Raw genomic sequence first — 16,188 nt, 5'->3', positions numbered from 1 at the left:
CGGTGCGCGGACGGACCGCGACGGTCGCCAAGATCACCAGCAAGTACCACGACGAGCGCGGCGGGGTGATCGCGCTGCCCCCGGGGTCGGTCGGGGACGCGCAGGGGCGGGCGAGCTATCTGGAGACCGACGAGCTGCGGTCCGTGCCGGTGGCCGATTTCCGACGGCGGGTCGGGGTCGCGGACCCGGCGCTGTGGGACCAGGTCCGGCATCTCGCCCGGTAGGCGTGCGGTGCGCAACGACCGCTGATCGCATGGCAATTGGGGTGTGCGCGAAGGGGTCGAACGCCGGTGTGCGGGGATACTGACCCGTATGACGGACTGGCTCATACTCGCGGGTTGTTTCGTGATCGCGTTCACGGCGTGGCTGCTCGACGACAAGGTGCGCGGCGCCGCCGCCGACGCCTGTCTGGCGGCGTTCGTGGCCGAGGACCGGAACAGCGCGGTCGTCGAACCGCATGTGGTGGAACGGCTCGGTCCGCTGGCCCTCGGTGTGCTGAACGGTCAGGACCACTGGGCGGTGCAGCAGGGGGTGGTGGCCAGTCTGGTGGCCGCGGGGGCGCTGCACCGGACGTCGTCCGACAGATCCGGCCAGAAACGCTGGATGTCCGGCGGCAGGCTGCCCGAGGACGCCGACGACTTCGAACGCGAACTGTGGACGGAGGCGCTCCCGCCGCATGTGCGCGACCCCGCCCGTTCCCCGGGGCAGAGCAGGGGCGNTGGGAGATGCGGGCGCCGAACGCCTGGCGGCAGATGGGGGCGGTGGAGTCGCGGCTGGCCCGTGAGGGCTTCACCCGGCCCCGGTTCGAGATCGTGCCCGGCCTGCCGCTGCTCTGGGGCCGGTGGTCGGCGATCGCCGCCGCTGCCGCGGTGCCGGCGGTGACCGTACTGCTCCTTGACCATGCCTGGGTCCGGGCCGGGCTGGCGTTCGTCATCGGGGCGATGGCGCTGCGCAAGGTGTTCCCCGACGGCCCGACCATGCCGCGGCACCTGCCCACCGTCACCGGCAAGGGGGAGGCGGTGCTCCGGACGGCGCGGGAACGCCACGCGGAGCTGGATCCCGCGACTCGCCCGGCGACCGAGCCGTACGACCAGGGCCAGGTGCGGATGGCGGTCGCGCTCTTCGGCTCCGCGGTGCTCTACCGCGTCGACGACAGGATCATGGCCGACTGGTTCCGGCCGGAACCGGAGTTCGTCGACGGCCCCGGGGATTGAGCCCGGGGCGCTCGGATCAGGCCCAGAGCTGACCCTGGAGGGTCGCGATCGCTTCCTCCGTCGTCGCCGCCGTGTACACACCCGTGGACAGGTACTTCCAGCCGCCGTCCGCGACCACGAACGCGATGTCCGCGCTCTCCCCCGCCGCCACGGCCTTCTTGCCGACGCCGATCGCCGCGTGCAGGGCCGCGCCGGTGGAGACGCCCGCGAAGATGCCCTCCTGCTGGAGGAGTTCGCGGGTGCGGGTGACCGCGTCGGCGGAGCCGACCGAGAAGCGGGTGGTGAGGACGGAGGCGTCGTAGAGCTCGGGGACGAAGCCCTCGTCGAGGTTGCGGAGGCCGTAGACGAGGTCCCAGTCGTAGCGCGGCTCGGCGGCGACGATCTTGACGTCCGGCTTGTGTTCGCGGAGGTAGCGGCCGACGCCCATCAACGTCCCCGTGGTCCCCAGTCCCGCCACGAAGTGGGTGATGGAGGGGAGGTCGGTGAGGATCTCCGGGCCCGTCGTGGCGTAGTGGGCGCCCGCGTTGTCCGGGTTGCCGTACTGGTAGAGCATGACCCAGTCGGGGTGTTCGGCGGACAGTTCCTTCGCCACGCGTACGGCGGTGTTGGAGCCGCCGGCCGCGGGGCTGGGGATGATCTCGGCGCCCCACATGCCGAGCAGTTCACGGCGTTCCTGCGAGGTGTTCTCGGGCATCACGCAGACCATGCGGTAGCCCTTGAGCTTCGCCGCCATGGCCAGGGAGATGCCGGTGTTGCCGGAGGTCGGCTCCAGGATCGTGCAGCCGGGGGTGAGGCGGCCGTCCTTCTCCGCCTGTTCGATCATGTGCAGGGCCGGGCGGTCCTTGACCGAGCCGGTCGGGTTGCGGTCCTCCAGCTTGGCCCAGATGCGGACGTCGGTGGACGGCGAGAGCCGCGGCAGGCGCACCAGAGGGGTGTTGCCCACCGCGGCCAGCGGGGAGTCGTAACGCATCGACGATCAGGCCATACCGCCGGCCACGGCCGGCAGGATCGTGACGCTGTCGCCGTCGGTCAGCTTGGTGTTGATGCCGTCGAGGAAACGGACGTCCTCGTCGTTCAGGTAGACGTTGACGACGCAACAGATGGCGCTGTCGAGCCTGCACAGGTCGACGTGCAGCCGCGCCACGAGCAGCGTGCCCGGCGCCTTGTCGCTCACGTCGAGAAGAACCATGGGCTCATCGTATCGATTCCCGGTCCGGGCCCCGGTATGTGATCTCACAATTCGGACGAAATTCATTCGGGGGGTGAGACGGCGCAGCTCAGGCGGACTGTCAGGCGGACTGTCGTACGACCAGCCGGGTGGGCACGATCGCCGACGGCAGGTCGTCCCCGGAGTGCTGTTCGGTGCGGTCGAAGAGGAGCCGGGCCAGCAGGCGGCCCATCTCGGCGACGTCCTGGTGGACGGTGGTCAGCGGTGGATCGGTCGACTCGGAGATGGGGACGNGCGATGCGCTCGCGGCCCAGCGCCAGGAGGTGGCGGACGGCCTGGCGGGCGCCGCCGCGGTTGTCGCCGTCGACGTAGGCCTGGCCGCGCACGGGGTCGCCGTCGTGCAGGAGGGGACGGCCGCCGAAGACGGCGGGCAGGGCGAGCCGGTCGACCATCTCGGGCATCCGGTCGCCGGGGCGCAGCGAGAACAGGATCGCGCCGTCGACATGGCCGCCGCCGAGATAGTCGGCCACGCGCGCGTAGTCGTCGGGTTCGTCGACGAAGAGGAGGACGGCCTGGGCTCCGTGCCGGGCGAGTTCGGAGCGGATACCGCGCAGCAGACAGTCGAAGAACGGGTCGAGGAAGAGCCGGTCCTCGGGCTGGGCCGCCACGACCGCGACGGCTCCGGTGCGGCGGGTGACCAGTTGCCGGGCCGCCTGGTTGGGCACGTACCCGAGCGCGGAGATCGCCTCCCGGACCCGGACCGCGACCTCCCCACTCACCTTGGGCTCGCCGTTGACCACCCGCGACACCGTGGACTTGGAGACCCCCGACCAGCNCTCCAGCGTGGGGCGCCGTGCGTTCGACCGCTGCGTCAACACCATCTCCGTCACGGCGAGTTGGGCTGTTGCGTACGCGGTCAGTATGCCTCTACGACCTTGACGTCCTCCTCCGTGATCTCGCCCTCCACGATCCGGTAGGAGCGGAACTGGAAGGGGCCGGCGTCGTCGGTGTCGGCGGTGGAGACGAGGACGTAGTGGGCGCCGGGTTCGTTGGCGTAGGAGAGGTCGGTGCGGGAGGGGTAGGCCTCTGTCGCGGTGTGGGAGTGGTAGATGATCACCGGCTCCTCGTCGCGGTCGTCCATCTCGCGGTAGAGCTTCAGCAGATCCTGCGAGTCGAACTCGTAGAACGTGGGCGAGCGGGCCGCGTTCAGCATCGGGATGAACCGCTCGGGGCGGTCCGTGCCCGCCGGGCCCGCGACGACTCCGCACGCCTCGTCGGGGTGGTCCGCGCGCGCGTGCGAGACGATCTGGTCGAAGAGGGTTTGGGTGATGGTCAGGGTCGACATGGTCGTCAGGATAAGCAGAAGGGCCGCCCGCGTACCGAGTGGTGGTACGGGGCGGCCCATATGCCGGGATCGGACGGGTCAGCCGACCTTCTCGAACTGCGGCTCGCGGCGCTCGGTGACCTGCGGGTTGCGGGCCTTGAGGGCGAACCAGCCGGCGGCCAGGGCGAGGGTCCAGCCCGCCATGACGTAGAGGCAGACGCGGGAGTCGGGGTCGTAGGCGATCAGGCCCGTGACGAAGAGCAGGAACGCGATGGCCACGTACGAGAACTTCGCGCCGCCCGGGGCAGGGAAGGACGAGGCCGGGAGGCGGCCGGCGTCGACCGCGCGGCGGTAGAGGACGTGGCTGACCAGGATCATCAGCCAGGTCCAGATGCCGGCGGCGGTGGCGACCGAGGTGACGTAGCCGAACGCCTTCTCCGGGACGACGTAGTTGAGGACCACGCCGATGCCCATGAAGGCGACGGAGATCGTGATGCCGAGGGCCGGGGTCTTCGAGGCGGAGAGCCTGCTGAAGGCCTTCGGGGCCTCGCCGTTGTCCGCGAGGGTGCGGAGCATGCGGCCCGTGGAGTACATGCCCGAGTTGCAGGAGGACAGGGCGGCGGTGAGGACCACGAAGTTGACGATGCCCGCGCCCGCCGGGATGCCGATCTTCGCGAACGCCTCGACGAACGGGCTGACGCCCGGGGCGAATTCGGTCCACTTCACGACGCAGAGGATGACGGTGAGGGCGCCGACGTAGAAGAGGGCTATGCGCCACGGGAGGGTGTTGATCGCCTTGGGGAGGGTCTTCTCCGGGTTCTCGGACTCGCCCGCGGTGACGCCGACCAGTTCGACGGCGAGGTAGGCGAACATCACGCCCTGGAGGGTCATCAGGGAGGAGCCGATGCCCTTGGGGAAGAAGCCGTCGAACTGCCAGAGATTCGCTACGGAGGCGGTGTCACCGGCGCTGCTGAAGCCGAAGGTGAGCACGCCGAGGCCGATCACGATCATGCCGATCAGCGCGGTGACCTTGACCATCGAGAACCAGAACTCGATCTCGCCGAAGAGCTTCACCGAGATCAGGTTGGCGACGAAGAGGATCACCAGGAAGGCGAGCGCGGTCACCCACTGGGAGACGGCGGGGAACCAGTAGTTGACGTAGATGGCGGCGGCCGTGAGTTCGGCCATGCCGGTGACCACCCACATCAGCCAGTACGTCCAGGCGGTGAAGTAGCCGAAGAACGGGCCGAGGAACTCGCGGGAGTACTCCGCGAAGGAGCCCGACACCGGGCGGTACAGGAGCAGTTCGCCCAGGGCCCGCATGATGAAGAAGATGATCACGCCGGCCAGGGCGTACATGAAGATGAGGCTGGGTCCGGCCTTGGCGATGTTCGCCCCGGCTCCCAGGAACAGCCCGACGCCGACGGCGCCGCCGATCGCGATCATCTGGACCTGACGGCTGCCGAGCCCGCGCTCGTACCCCTCCTCGGGGGTCTTTTCCGTCTCGACCTGAGCGGAGGTCATGTGTGGTGCGCCTTTCTCCGAATCCCCCCATGGACTGGAGCTGCCCGGCCGAGATCCGTCGGCCGCACGGCGAACCCGGCGGGACATGGGTGGCGTCCGCCGGGCGGTCGTGAAGATTTATCACGGTCGCAACCGTGATCGACGGGGGATTTTGTGGCGCACACCACAGGAAGAAGCGGACAAAAAAGAGCGACGGCCAGCATTCCTGGCCGTCGCGGTGACGTGATCGTTATGCGGATTTGAGGGTCCGCTGAGCGAACGGGGCGGGACCCGCGGGGTCGGTCGGGGTCAGCGCAGCAACGTCGTGACCAGGGTTTCCTGGAGGCCGCCCAGCCACAGGTACGCCATCACCATCGGCTTGCGGGGGTCCTCGTCCGGGAGGCGGTAGAGGTCGTCGGTGTCGTCCTCGTCGGTGATGTCGAGGCGTGAACCGATCGCCAGGCGGAGGTCGTTGAGGGAGCCGAGCCACTGGCGGGACTCCTCGGCGGTCAGCTTGAGGACCGCGCCGCCGTCGCCGCCGGGGGTGAGCGAGTCGAGGGTGCGGATCACCGCGAGGGCGTTCTCGCGCTTTCCGGCGCGGAGGTCGTTCTCGGTGAAGCGGCGGAACTCGGCGGAGTGCGCCATCCGCTCCTCCGCGTCCTGCGGGGAGTCCGGGGCCTGTTCCGGGTCGGTGTACGCGTCCGGGAACAGGCGCCGCAGCACCGGATCCGAGGGCGGTTCGCTCGGGCCCTCGGCGAAGAGTTCCGCGAGGGGGTCGTCGGGGGCGTCCTCGCCCGGGCCCGGGCCGATCAGCTCCAGGAGCTGGACGGCCAGTGACCGGATGATGGAGATCTCGACGTCGTCGAGGGCGACGGCGGCACCGCCGCCGCGCAGCGGTTCGAAGTGTCCTGGCATCGGGCTGAGTCGCTACTTCCGGTCCTGCTGGAGGGTGGCCCACAGACCGTAGCCGTGCATGGCCTGCACGTCGCGTTCCATCTCCTCGCGGCTGCCGCTGGAGACGACCGCGCGGCCCTTGTGGTGGACGTCCATCATGAGTTTGGTGGCCTTGTCCTTGGAGTAGCCGAAGTACGTCTGGAAGACGTACGTCACATAGCTCATGAGGTTGACCGGGTCGTTGTGCACGATCGTGACCCAGGGGACGTCCGGCTCGGGTACGGCGAAGACCTCCTCCGCCGACTCGGTGCGTTCGATCTCCAGGGGTGCGGGTGACGTCACAGCGCCCATGCTGCCACCAGAAGGGGGTGCCCGCACAAATGGACCCCACAAATCGTCAGAGTGACGAGATGGGAGTACGATCCCTTGCCATGCGGCACACACCGGGGGACAACCCCCGGACCCCCGGCGGACCTCGGGGGACCCGGAAAATCACGACCAGGAGAGTTCAGTGGACGTAGCGGACCTTGGGCTGCCGGTGGACGTTCCCTCGACGGCGCTCTTCACCGACCACTACGAGCTGACGATGCTGCAGGCCGCCCTCAAAGCGGGTACGGCCGACCGGCGTTCGGTCTTCGAGTGCTTCACCCGGAGGCTGCCCGAGGGCCGCCGCTACGGCGTCGTGGCGGGCACCGGACGCGTCCTGGACGCGGTGGAGAACTTCCGCTTCGACGCGGACGTCCTCGGCTTCCTGCGCGAGCGTCGGGTCGTCAACGAGGAGACCCTCGAATGGCTCGCCTCCTACCGCTTCAGCGGTGACGTCTGGGGCTACCCGGAGGGCGAGGTCTACTTCCCCGGCTCGCCGATCATCCGCGTCGAGGGCTCCTTCGCCGAGTGCGTGCTCCTGGAGACCGTGATCCTCTCCATCCTCAACCACGACTCCGCGATCGCGGCCGCCGCCTCCCGCATGGCCTCCGCCGCAGGCGACCGCCCGCTGATCGAGATGGGCGCCCGCCGCACCCACGAACTCGCCGCCGTCGCCGCCTCCCGCGCCGCCTACGTCGGCGGTTTCGCCACCACGTCCGATCTCGCGGCCGGATTCCGCTACGGCATCCCCACCGTCGGCACCTCCGCGCACGCCTTCACCCTGCTCCACGACAACGAACGCGACGCGTTCCAGGCCCAGGTGGACTCGCTCGGCCGCAACACCACGCTGCTCGTCGACACGTACGACGTCACCGAGGCCGTCCGTACGGCGGTCGAGGTCGCCGGTCCCGAACTGGGCGCCGTCCGCATCGACTCCGGCGACCTGCTGCTCGTCGCGCACCGGGTGCGGCAGCAGCTGGACGAGCTGGGCGCCGTCAACACGAAGATCATCGTGACCTCCGACCTCGACGAGTACGCCATCGCCTCACTCGCGGCGGCGCCCGTGGACGCGTACGGCGTCGGCACCCAGCTGGTGACCGGCTCCGGGCACCCGACCTGCTCCATGGTCTACAAGCTGGTCGCCCGCGCCGAGTCCGCCGACCCGAAGGCGCCGCTGGTGCCGGTCGCGAAGAAGTCCAGCGGCGGCAAGACGTCCATCGGCGGACGCAAGTGGGCCGCGCGGCGGCTGGACGGCGACGGGATCGCGGAGGCCGAGGTCATCGGTACCGGGCCCGTCCCCGCCGAACTGGCCGAACGGCAGCTGCTGGTGGAGCTGGTCAAGGGCGGCGAGGTCGTCGCCCGCGAACCGCTGGACGTCGTACGGGACCGGCATGCGGCGGCGCGGGCCAACCTGCCCTTGTCTGCGACCCAGTTGTCTCGCGGGGAAGCCGTCATTCCTACGGAGTACGTCCAACTGCGGTCGGGTAGTTAAAGACCCGCCACTCAAGTTCCGCCACTTACGTCTCGCGAGTTAAGACCAGTACGAAAATCAGGAGTGCGCCCTCCCGCGGTGGCGCCGAAGTCTCTAGGCTCGAATCTCACTCTCCGCGAAGGACACCACCATGCGCCGCGCCTTGATCGTCGTTGACGTACAGAACGACTTCTGCGAAGGAGGCAGTCTCGCGGTGGCCGGTGGTGCCGACGTGGCCGCCGCCGTGACCGAGCTGATCGGGCAGGCGCCCGCCGGCTACCGGCATGTCGTGGCCACCCGCGACCACCACATCGCGCCCGGCGGCCACTTCGCCGACAACCCCGACTACGCCCACTCCTGGCCCGCGCACTGCGTCGCGGGCACGGAGGGTGTCGGGTTCCACCCGAACTTCGCGCCCGCGGTCGCCTCCGGGGCGATCGACGCCGTCTTCGACAAGGGGGCGTACGCGGCCGCTTACAGCGGGTTCGAGGGGCGGGACGAGAACGGGGTCGCGCTGGGCGACTGGTTGCGGGCGCGGGAGATCGACGAGGTGGATGTCGTCGGGATCGCTACCGACCACTGCGTGAAGGCGACCGCGCTTGATTCTGTGCGGGAGGGGTTTCGTACGCAGGTGTTGTTGGATCTGACGGCTGGGGTGGCCAAGGAGACGACCGACCGCGCGCTGGAGGAACTGCGGGCTGCTGGTGTGGAGTTGACTGGGAAGCCGGTCGTCTGAGTAGTTTTTGGGTGCGGGTCGGTGGGGGCTGGTCGCGCAGTTCCCCGCGCCCCTAAAGGGGCGCTCCAGCTCGCGGAGATTCCACTGGTTCTGTCGCCGGGTGTTGGCGGCTCAGGCTCTCGCCCTCGATGTCCACGTTCGGGAGAAGCCGGTCAAGCCAGCCCGGCAACCACGAGATGCGTTCGCCGAGGATCGCCAGGACCGCCGGTACGAAGGCCATGCGGACCACGAACGCGTCGAAGAGGACGGCTATCGCGAGGCCGAAGCCGATCATCTTGATCATGGAGTCGCCTGCCGTGATGAAGCCCGCGAACACCGAGATCATGATGAGGGCGGCGGCGGTCACGACGCGGGCGCTGTAGCGGAACCCGGTCGCGATCGAGGCGTGGGCCGCGCTGCCGTGGACGTAGGCCTCGCGGATGCGGGAGACGAGGAAGACCTCGTAGTCCATGGCCAGGCCGAAGACGATGCCCACCAGGAAGATCGGCATCAGGCTCATGATCGGGCCGGTGGTCTCCACTCCCAACAGGCTTGCGCCCCAGCCCCATTGGAAGACCGCGACCACGCAGCCGAGTGCGGCGAGCACCGAGAGCAGGAAGCCTACGGCCGCCTTGATCGGGATGACGATCGAGCGGAACACCAGGAGCAGGAGGAGCACCGCCAGGCCCACGACCACTATCAGGTACGGGATCAGGGCGCCGCTGACCTTCTGGGCCACGTCGATGTTGAGGGCGGTGGTGCCGGTGACCTCGAAGGTCGCGCCGGGGGTCGCCGCCGTGATCGCGGGACGGTCGTCGCGGATGGTGTGGACGAGGTCGACGGTCTTCTGGCTGGTGGGCGCCTCGGCCGGTACGGCGGTGAACAGGGCTGTGTTTCCAGCCGAGTTGAAGCGCACCGGGGACACCGAGACCACGCCGGGTACGGCCGCGATCCGCTTCTCGACCGTGGCTGCGGCGGCCTTCGGGTGGGCGGAGTCCGTGAGGTCCACGACCACCGTCAGCGGGCCGTTGAAGCCGGGGCCGAACGCCTTGGCGAGGTCGTCGTAGGCACGGCGTTCCGTCGTCGCGGTGGACTTGGCCTCGTCGCCGGACTGGCCGAGCTGCAAGCCGATCACGGGGAGCGCGAGGACCACCAGGCCCACGACCGTGCCGAGCAGCACCGGCCAGGGGTGGCGCAGCACGAATCCGGCCCAGCGGCTGCCCATGTTGCCGGCCACTCCCTGGATACGGCGGCCGGTCGTCTTGTAGCGGCGGGAGAGGACCGCGCGGGGCCAGAAGCCGAGCAGGGCGGGTACCAGGGTCAGCGCGATGAGGACGGCGATGACGACCGCGCCCGCCGCGCACAGGCCCATTTTGGTCAGGAGCGGGATGCCTACGACCGAGAGGCCGGCCAGCGCGATGACGACCGTGAGGCCCGCGAAGACCACCGCCGAGCCCGCGGTGCCGACGGCGAGGCCGGCCGCCTCCTCGGTGGTGTGGCCGTTGGCGCGTTCCTCGCGATAGCGGAAGACGACGAACACCGCGTAGTCGATCCCGCAGGCCAGGCCGAGCATCGTGGCGAGCGTGCCGGTGGTGTCGGAGAGGCCGAGGGTGGCGGCCAGGGTGGTGATCGCGGTCATGGAGATGCCGACGCCGAGGATCGCGGTGAGCAGCGGGAGTCCGGCGGCCGCGAGGGAGCCGAAGGTGATCAGCAGCACTACGGCGGCGATGGCGACGCCGAGGATCTCGCCGACGCCGCCCGCGGCGGGCTGGGCGGCGAGTGCGGTGCCGCCGATCTCGACGGTGAGGCCGGAGTCGCGGGCCTGCGCGGCGGCGGTCCTGAGGTTGTTCTTGGCGGTGTCGGAGAGGTCGTTGGCCTGGACGGTGTAGGTGATCGTCGAGTACGCGGTCATCGCGTCCTTGCTGACCGCGTTCGCCTGGAAGGGGTTCACCGCGCTCGCGACCTGGGGGCCGCCGGAGACCTCGTCGACGAGGCGGACCACGGCCGCCCGGTCCTTGCCGGTGGTGATCTTCTGTCCGTCCGGGGCGACGAAGACGACCCGGGCCACGGCGCCGTCCGCCTGTGCGCCGGGGAAACGCTGCTGGATCAGGTCGAAGGCCCGCTGGGACTCGACGCCGGGGGTGGAGAAGGTGGTGGCGGGGGCGTCGGCCGCCTTGGCGGAGGCGAAACCGAGGGCCGCGAGGATCACCACCCAGAGGATGGTCACGTACCAGCGCCTGCGGAAGGCCAGGCGCCCCAGGCGGTAGAGGACGGTAGCCACGAGGGCCTCCGGCGGTCTTTAGGGTGCCCCGAGCCATCTCAGGATGGGGTGCGTCGGGGTGTACCGCCTGTTGGGGGTGCACGGGGCGCTCAGGGGGGCGTCGCGCCATCGGTGTCTGCGGGCCCGGTGGGGGCTGGTCGCGCAGTTCCCCGCGCCCCTGGAGGGGCGCTGCAGTCGCCGCCCCTACGCAGGCGCCGCGGGCCTCCGCAGCAGCGCCTTGATCGGGTGCCACAGCTCGTGTGGGAGTTCCGCGCCCGGGATCGCGACAGCGTTGTCAGGGGCCGTGCGCCATATCAGGCCGTCGGGGTGGTGCAGGACCGCGGTGATCTCGTCCGGGGTCGGTGGTTCCGCGTTGCCGCGCAGGTAGACGGCCCGCATTCCGAGGTTGCGGAGCCGGGTCAGGGCCCGGGCGCGGTTGCGGGCGTGGACGAGCACGCGGACGCAGCCTTCGCCCTGGGCGGTGGGTCTTGGCAGGTTCAACGCCACCACCACGCTGCCTGTGGGCAGCCTGCAGAAACCTCCTGCGGACAATGCGGTCACACCCCCGTGCGAGTCGGTGTAGATGTCGGTGTCAATAAGACGGGCACAGGACGCACCTAAACACGTATCGGCGGCGACCCGCCAGGGGGTCACCGCCGATACGTTTCTGACCTGCGGTTTTACCGACTACTTCGCCGAGGGGCCGACCTGGAGGCTGATCGTCGAGCCGTTCGGCGACTCCTTGACGATCTTGATCCGGGTGTTGGTGTCAGTGATCTTGACACCGGCTGTCGGGTTCGACGTGTCGTAGTAGGTCGACCTGCCGTCGTCGAAGACGGGAACGCCGGGCTGCGACTTGATCTTGGTGGCGACGTCGGCCTTGTGCAGCGTGACCGAGTCCGTCCGGTACAGGCTGAACGGCGAGTCGTAGGCCTGGATGCGGTTGCGCATCAGCGTGCCGTCGGTCCACTTCAGCTGCGTCGGGTGGGAGTCGATCGGCAGGATCAGACCCTCACCGGCGTGCTGGCTGGTGTTGTCGTCCGCCTGCGAGGTGTCCCACTTCCAGATCAACAGGCCGTTCTGGTAGGCGTAGTGCTCCACCCAGTCCGGACGGGTCGTCGAGAAGCCGAAGTTGTACGGGCCGACCTTCAACACCTTGTCGTACGACACGTATTGACGGTTCTCGGCGATGTAGTACTGCGCGTAGTCGTCCGTGAAGGACGAGCCGATGCGCGAGAAGCCCTTCGCCGTCCAGGCGGCGTCCGCGGACTCGGCGTTGTCGGAGAAGAGGGTGGCGCCGTCGGCGGTCACCGTGATCTCGTCGGCCGCGAAGCCCTTCTGGGCCACGCCGCTGTCCGTCTGGTAGCGGAAGCGGACGTCGATCTTCTGGCCCGCGTAGGCGTCCAGCGGGTACGTCAGCTTCTGGTACGCGGCGGCCGTGCCGGTGAGGGCGGGGTTGCCGCTGCCGTCACGCGGGATGGCGGAGCCGTCGGCCAGCGTGCCGTCGATCGGGGTCCAGGTCGCGCCGCCGTCCTTCGACACCTCGGTGTAGAGGTAGTCGTAGTCCTGCTCGGTGTCGTACCAGCCGTCGAGGGTGAGCGCGGCGGAGGACTTGCCGGTCAGGTCCACTGTGCGGGAAAGGGTGTTGCTCAGGCTGTTGCCGCTGCCGCTCCACCACTGCGTGGCACCCTGCGCCGGGGTGACCACCTCGGTGGTGACCGCCTTCTGGGGCAACTGCACCACCAGCGCCTGGGCGTTCTTGGTGTTGTACTCCGCGACGCCCAGCGTGTGCTTGGACTTGACGCCGGCCTTGGCCACGTCGTAGTCCAGCCAGCCCAGTTGGAGCTTGTCCCAGGCGTTCATGTCGCCGGGCAGGTCGCCGATGGCGTCCTTGCCGGTGCCGAGCCAGGAGCCGGACGACATCAGCGTCCAGAAGCCGGTGGAGTTCTCGCCGCCCGCGGTGTCGTACTCGTCGGGCAGGCCGAGGTCGTGGCCGTACTCGTGGGCGTAGACGCCGAGTCCGCCGTTCTCCGGCTGGATGGTGTAGTCGCCGACCCAGACGCCGGTGTCACCGACCTGGGTGCCGCCGAGCTTGTTGGTGTCCGGCCCTGTCGAGCCGGCGTCGGTGCCGAAGGCGTACCAGCGGTGGGCCCAGATCGCGTCCTCGCCCTGCGCGCCGCCGCCCGCGGACTCGTCCTCGCCGGCGTGCACGATCTGGAAGTGGTCGATGTAGCCGTCGGGCTCGTTGAAGTTGCCGTCGCCGTCGTAGTCGTAGCGGTCCCACTGGTCGAACTGGGCCAGCTCCGTCTTGATCTCGGCGGCCGTGTCACCGGCGGCCTCGCGCTGGGCGACCCAGGCGTTGACGCCGTCCTGCACGGCGTACCAGGCGCCGGTGGACGCCTTGTTGGAGCCGTAACGGGCCTCGTTGTAGGGGACCTTGACCCAGTCGGTGACCTCGCCGTCGACCGAGTAGCGGCCCGAGGACTGCTTCTCGTAGTACTTCTTGAGCGACTCGGTGTTCTTGCCGGTGCCGAAGTACAGATCCTGGAAGTGCGCCTGGTTGTAATCCGCCTGCCAGGCCGTGGAGTTGTCCTTGGTGCGGTCCGGCGCGGCTATCTGGTTGTGCAGCGGGCCGACGGTGCCGCCGTAGCGGCTGTCGACCTGGTCGCCGAACTCGACCAGGATCGTGAAGATCTTGTCGGTCTTCTCCCGGCTCAGTTCGACGTACTTGCTCTTGCCGCCCTTGCTCTTGAGCTGGACGACCTTCGAGCCGTTGCGGTCCTTGACGGACGCCTTGCCGGATATGACCTGGTTCAGGGCCTCTTGGCGCTGGGCGTCCTGCGTCTTGCTCAGCGGGCCGTCGAGGTCGTGCTCCTTCTGCGCGACCGGCGCGGGGTCGTGCCGGTCGACGGCTGCGGACTTGGCCGAGGTGTTGGCCTCCGCCACGGCGAACGTCGAGAACGTGGCGGTGGCCGCCGCGAGGGACACGCCCACCGCGGCCGCTCTGAACGTCCAGGGTCTGCTGGTCACTTGATGTCCTCCCCTGCGTGCCCGACCGCGCGGAAGGGGGGGTCCTGGAAGTCGTGGAAGATCCGCGCGCGGTGTACGCGTGATAGTCAAGTGACGTTATTTGACTAGAGGTTTACGAGAAAAGACAGACCTTGACTTGGACAGGACAAGTGCACTATGCGAAGCCGGGGTCCGCTTTACGGACACGCACGGCCTCCTTGCGCATCGCTCAACGGGCGCGTACATCCGTCCACTTGGTGGACGGTATGACTCCGTGCGCCCCCCATGCTCCGGAGCTGTGTGTTAGGTCATGCTTACTGCACGTTCCACTCGGGCATGCAGGCGAATAGAGTCGATTGGCGGATCGCCCGGAACCCGGCGGAAAGCCAGGCCGACATCCTTGTCGCACCCCCCTTTCACAGCTCCCCTCCATCGCCTAACGAGGACTCGATTGCCATGCCTCGTCCGACCGCCGCACAGCTCGCCTACGGTTCGTTCACCGTGATCTTCTCGACGCTCGCCATGCTGCTGCTGTCACAGACGAGTTCGGGTCTGGGGATCGCGGTCGTCGCCTTCGCGGCGCTCGCCCTCGGGCTGCTTGTCTCCCTGACGGTGCCACAGCCCAAGTCCCGTGCCGCGGCCGCGGCCCACGCGGCGGCCACCACCGCGCCCGCCCCGGCGGTCGTTCCGCAGCGCAGGCGCGTGCCGGTGCGGCGGGAGACCGTGTCCGCCGCCGCCGTCTCCTCGGCGGAGCCGGTACGGGAGCGGAGCACTCCCTAGAACAAGCACAAGCCCAAGCGCAGGCACAAGCTCGACCACGCGAATCGGCGGGTCCGTTGACGACGGACCCGCCGATCGCTTGTGTGCGCCCGGGTGTTGCACCCGGCCGCCTCAACGCGTGCTGACCACCACGGTCTTGGCGGCCTTGTCGTGCAGGCCCTGCTTGTACGGCTTGTCGAAGAAGCTCCAACCGCCGCTGATCGCCGTCCAGATGCAGGCGCAGCAGAACGCGAACGGGATCCACAGCACCGCCGCGCGGATCAGGTTCGTCTGCACGGAGGGCGTCGACCCGTTGTCCAGGTTGGCCACCCGCAGGCCCAGCCACTTCTTGCCCAGCGTCTGGCCCGACTTGGCGAGCATCACGGTGTCGTAGCCCATGTACAGCACGGCCGCGGTGAACGACTGCCCGAGCGACTTGGCGTACGAGACGTGGTCGGAGTTGATGTTGTACTCGTGCACACCGAAGGCCCAGGTGAGCAGCCAGACGACGATGCCGACGAGGATCATGTCGATGATCCGGGCGAGCGTGCGCCGGCCGCTGTCGGCGAGCGGCGGCATGCCGGCGAGCGGGTCGGTGGGGTAGGAGCCGCCGCCGTAGGGGGGCGGTTCGCTGCCGTAGGGCGGCTGACTGCCGTACGGCGGCGGGTCGTAGGGTGAGCCCGATCCCTGGCCAGGAGGGGGCTGCTTCCTGAACGGGTCGTCTTCCGGCGGCTGCTGGCCGGAGCCCGGAGGCGGTTCGGTACTCATGGCCCGAGTCGACCGCGAACGCCGTGTCTCCGCATCCGGCGAGCGGCCGTCCGGGGTACGGATTCTGGTACCCCCGATGCCGTACTCCGCTATCCCGCCACGAACGTATGTGCGGCCTTGTCGTGCCAGCACTGGCGCCAGGGCCGGTCGAAGAGGCACCAGGCGACACCGACGATCCCGATGCCGAGCACGCCCGGGACGCTGTAGACGAGCCAGCGGCGCAGCGCCCCGCCGAAACCGGGCGGCTCGTGGCTCTCGATGCCGCGCACCTCGAGACCGCAGAGCTTCTTGCCGAGGGTGCGGCCCCACTTGGCGGTCGGCAGCGCCTCGTAGAGGACGCCGAAGAGGAGGAGCACGGCGAGGACGATGCCGAGGTAGGCGGATGTGGTGCCGTCCAGCAGCCAGACCGTTTCGGTACGGCCGGAGAGCTTGGCCGCGTCGATCTTCTCGTTGATGTGGTCGACCGCCTTGGTGCCGAGCGGTACGGCCGCGGCTGCGGTGACCGCGCCGACCACGAGCGTGTCGACGAGCCTCGCCACCAGCCGCTTGCCGAGCCCCGCGGGGCGGGCCGCCGCCTGCCGCCGGGCCGCCGCCTGGAACACGTCGTCCACGGGCGGCTTCCAGGGCGTCACGGGCCCGTCCTCGTCCCCCGCCAGCCGGTGCACCTGCTGCGCCCAGGAGGGCTGCCCACCACCGACACCGGAGGCCATGGGCGTGCCTCCGGTGTCGGTGGTGGG

At 69.4% G+C, this 16,188-nt stretch carries 14 protein-coding genes and 3 pseudogenes; 5 read left to right on the top strand and 12 right to left on the bottom strand.

Annotation, left to right across the window (positions count from 1 at the left end; genetic code table 11):
- Nucleotides 1–224 (top strand): annotated as a pseudogene (locus JHN45_RS46395) (type II toxin-antitoxin system PemK/MazF family toxin); the annotation flags it as partial.
- Nucleotides 225–725: 501 nt separating this feature from the next.
- Nucleotides 726–1,214, top strand: a complete 489-nt coding sequence (locus tag JHN45_RS46390) for a hypothetical protein (RefSeq protein ID WP_201055419.1) — start codon at nt 726–728, stop codon at nt 1,212–1,214.
- A gap of 16 nt (nt 1,215–1,230) precedes the next feature.
- On the opposite strand, the gene JHN45_RS46385 is transcribed toward JHN45_RS46390, so the two are convergent.
- From JHN45_RS46385 to clpS, 7 genes and pseudogenes are all read right to left on the bottom strand, one after another.
- Complete coding sequence (locus JHN45_RS46385; protein WP_201055418.1) at nt 1,231–2,184, bottom strand: PLP-dependent cysteine synthase family protein; 954 nt, start codon at nt 2,182–2,184, stop codon at nt 1,231–1,233.
- 6 nt (nt 2,185–2,190) lie between these two features.
- Nucleotides 2,191–2,304 (bottom strand): annotated as a pseudogene (locus JHN45_RS46380) (MoaD/ThiS family protein); the annotation flags it as partial.
- A 199-nt stretch (nt 2,305–2,503) separates the two neighbouring features.
- Nucleotides 2,504–3,263, bottom strand: a pseudogene (locus JHN45_RS46375) (LacI family DNA-binding transcriptional regulator).
- Between the two features lie 35 nt (nt 3,264–3,298).
- Nucleotides 3,299–3,727: a Mov34/MPN/PAD-1 family protein gene (locus JHN45_RS46370; RefSeq protein ID WP_200715115.1), complete on the bottom strand. Its 429-nt coding sequence runs from the start codon at nt 3,725–3,727 to the stop codon at nt 3,299–3,301.
- Nucleotides 3,728–3,805: 78 nt separating this feature from the next.
- Complete coding sequence (locus tag JHN45_RS46365; protein ID WP_200715114.1) at nt 3,806–5,230, bottom strand: amino acid permease; 1,425 nt, start codon at nt 5,228–5,230, stop codon at nt 3,806–3,808.
- 288 nt (nt 5,231–5,518) lie between these two features.
- Nucleotides 5,519–6,124: a DUF2017 domain-containing protein gene (locus JHN45_RS46360; RefSeq protein ID WP_200715113.1), complete on the bottom strand. Its 606-nt coding sequence runs from the start codon at nt 6,122–6,124 to the stop codon at nt 5,519–5,521.
- Between the two features lie 12 nt (nt 6,125–6,136).
- The gene (clpS, locus tag JHN45_RS46355; RefSeq protein WP_043679478.1) at nt 6,137–6,454 is read right to left on the bottom strand and encodes an ATP-dependent Clp protease adapter ClpS; all 318 of its coding nucleotides are present in this window, start codon (nt 6,452–6,454) and stop codon (nt 6,137–6,139) included.
- 160 nt (nt 6,455–6,614) lie between these two features.
- Here clpS and JHN45_RS46350 point away from each other — a divergent pair, with 160 nt between their 5' ends.
- Complete coding sequence (locus JHN45_RS46350) at nt 6,615–7,961, top strand: nicotinate phosphoribosyltransferase (protein WP_201055417.1); 1,347 nt, start codon at nt 6,615–6,617, stop codon at nt 7,959–7,961.
- 130 nt (nt 7,962–8,091) lie between these two features.
- Entirely contained in the window at nt 8,092–8,676 is a 585-nt protein-coding gene (locus tag JHN45_RS46345; protein ID WP_201055416.1) for an isochorismatase family protein, read from the top strand.
- A 52-nt stretch (nt 8,677–8,728) separates the two neighbouring features.
- On the opposite strand, the gene JHN45_RS46340 is transcribed toward JHN45_RS46345, so the two are convergent.
- From JHN45_RS46340 to JHN45_RS46330, 3 genes are all read right to left on the bottom strand, one after another.
- Nucleotides 8,729–10,936, bottom strand: coding sequence for an MMPL family transporter (locus JHN45_RS46340; protein ID WP_201055415.1), 2,208 nt, complete (start codon nt 10,934–10,936; stop codon nt 8,729–8,731).
- 183 nt (nt 10,937–11,119) lie between these two features.
- Nucleotides 11,120–11,467, bottom strand: a complete 348-nt coding sequence (locus JHN45_RS46335; protein WP_200715110.1) for a hypothetical protein — start codon at nt 11,465–11,467, stop codon at nt 11,120–11,122.
- 135 nt (nt 11,468–11,602) lie between these two features.
- Nucleotides 11,603–13,945 (bottom strand): immune inhibitor A domain-containing protein, encoded by a 2,343-nt coding sequence (locus tag JHN45_RS46330; protein ID WP_201055413.1) that lies wholly within the window; start codon nt 13,943–13,945, stop codon nt 11,603–11,605.
- Between the two features lie 435 nt (nt 13,946–14,380).
- Here JHN45_RS46330 and JHN45_RS46325 point away from each other — a divergent pair, with 435 nt between their 5' ends.
- Nucleotides 14,381–14,704 (top strand): hypothetical protein, encoded by a 324-nt coding sequence (locus JHN45_RS46325; RefSeq protein ID WP_200715108.1) that lies wholly within the window; start codon nt 14,381–14,383, stop codon nt 14,702–14,704.
- 111 nt (nt 14,705–14,815) lie between these two features.
- Here JHN45_RS46325 and JHN45_RS46320 read toward each other — a convergent pair whose 3' ends face one another.
- The gene (locus tag JHN45_RS46320; RefSeq protein WP_201055410.1) at nt 14,816–15,451 is read right to left on the bottom strand and encodes an RDD family protein; all 636 of its coding nucleotides are present in this window, start codon (nt 15,449–15,451) and stop codon (nt 14,816–14,818) included.
- A gap of 89 nt (nt 15,452–15,540) precedes the next feature.
- A partial coding sequence (locus tag JHN45_RS46315; protein WP_236584836.1) for an RDD family protein occupies nt 15,541–16,188 on the bottom strand: 648 nt, incomplete at its 5' end.

Source organism: Streptomyces sp. MBT53, assembly GCF_016654115.1.
GTDB lineage: Bacteria > Actinomycetota > Actinomycetes > Streptomycetales > Streptomycetaceae > Streptomyces.
The sequence above is the reverse complement of the archived record's forward strand: the minus strand, read 5'-3'. Positions and strand labels throughout refer to the sequence as shown.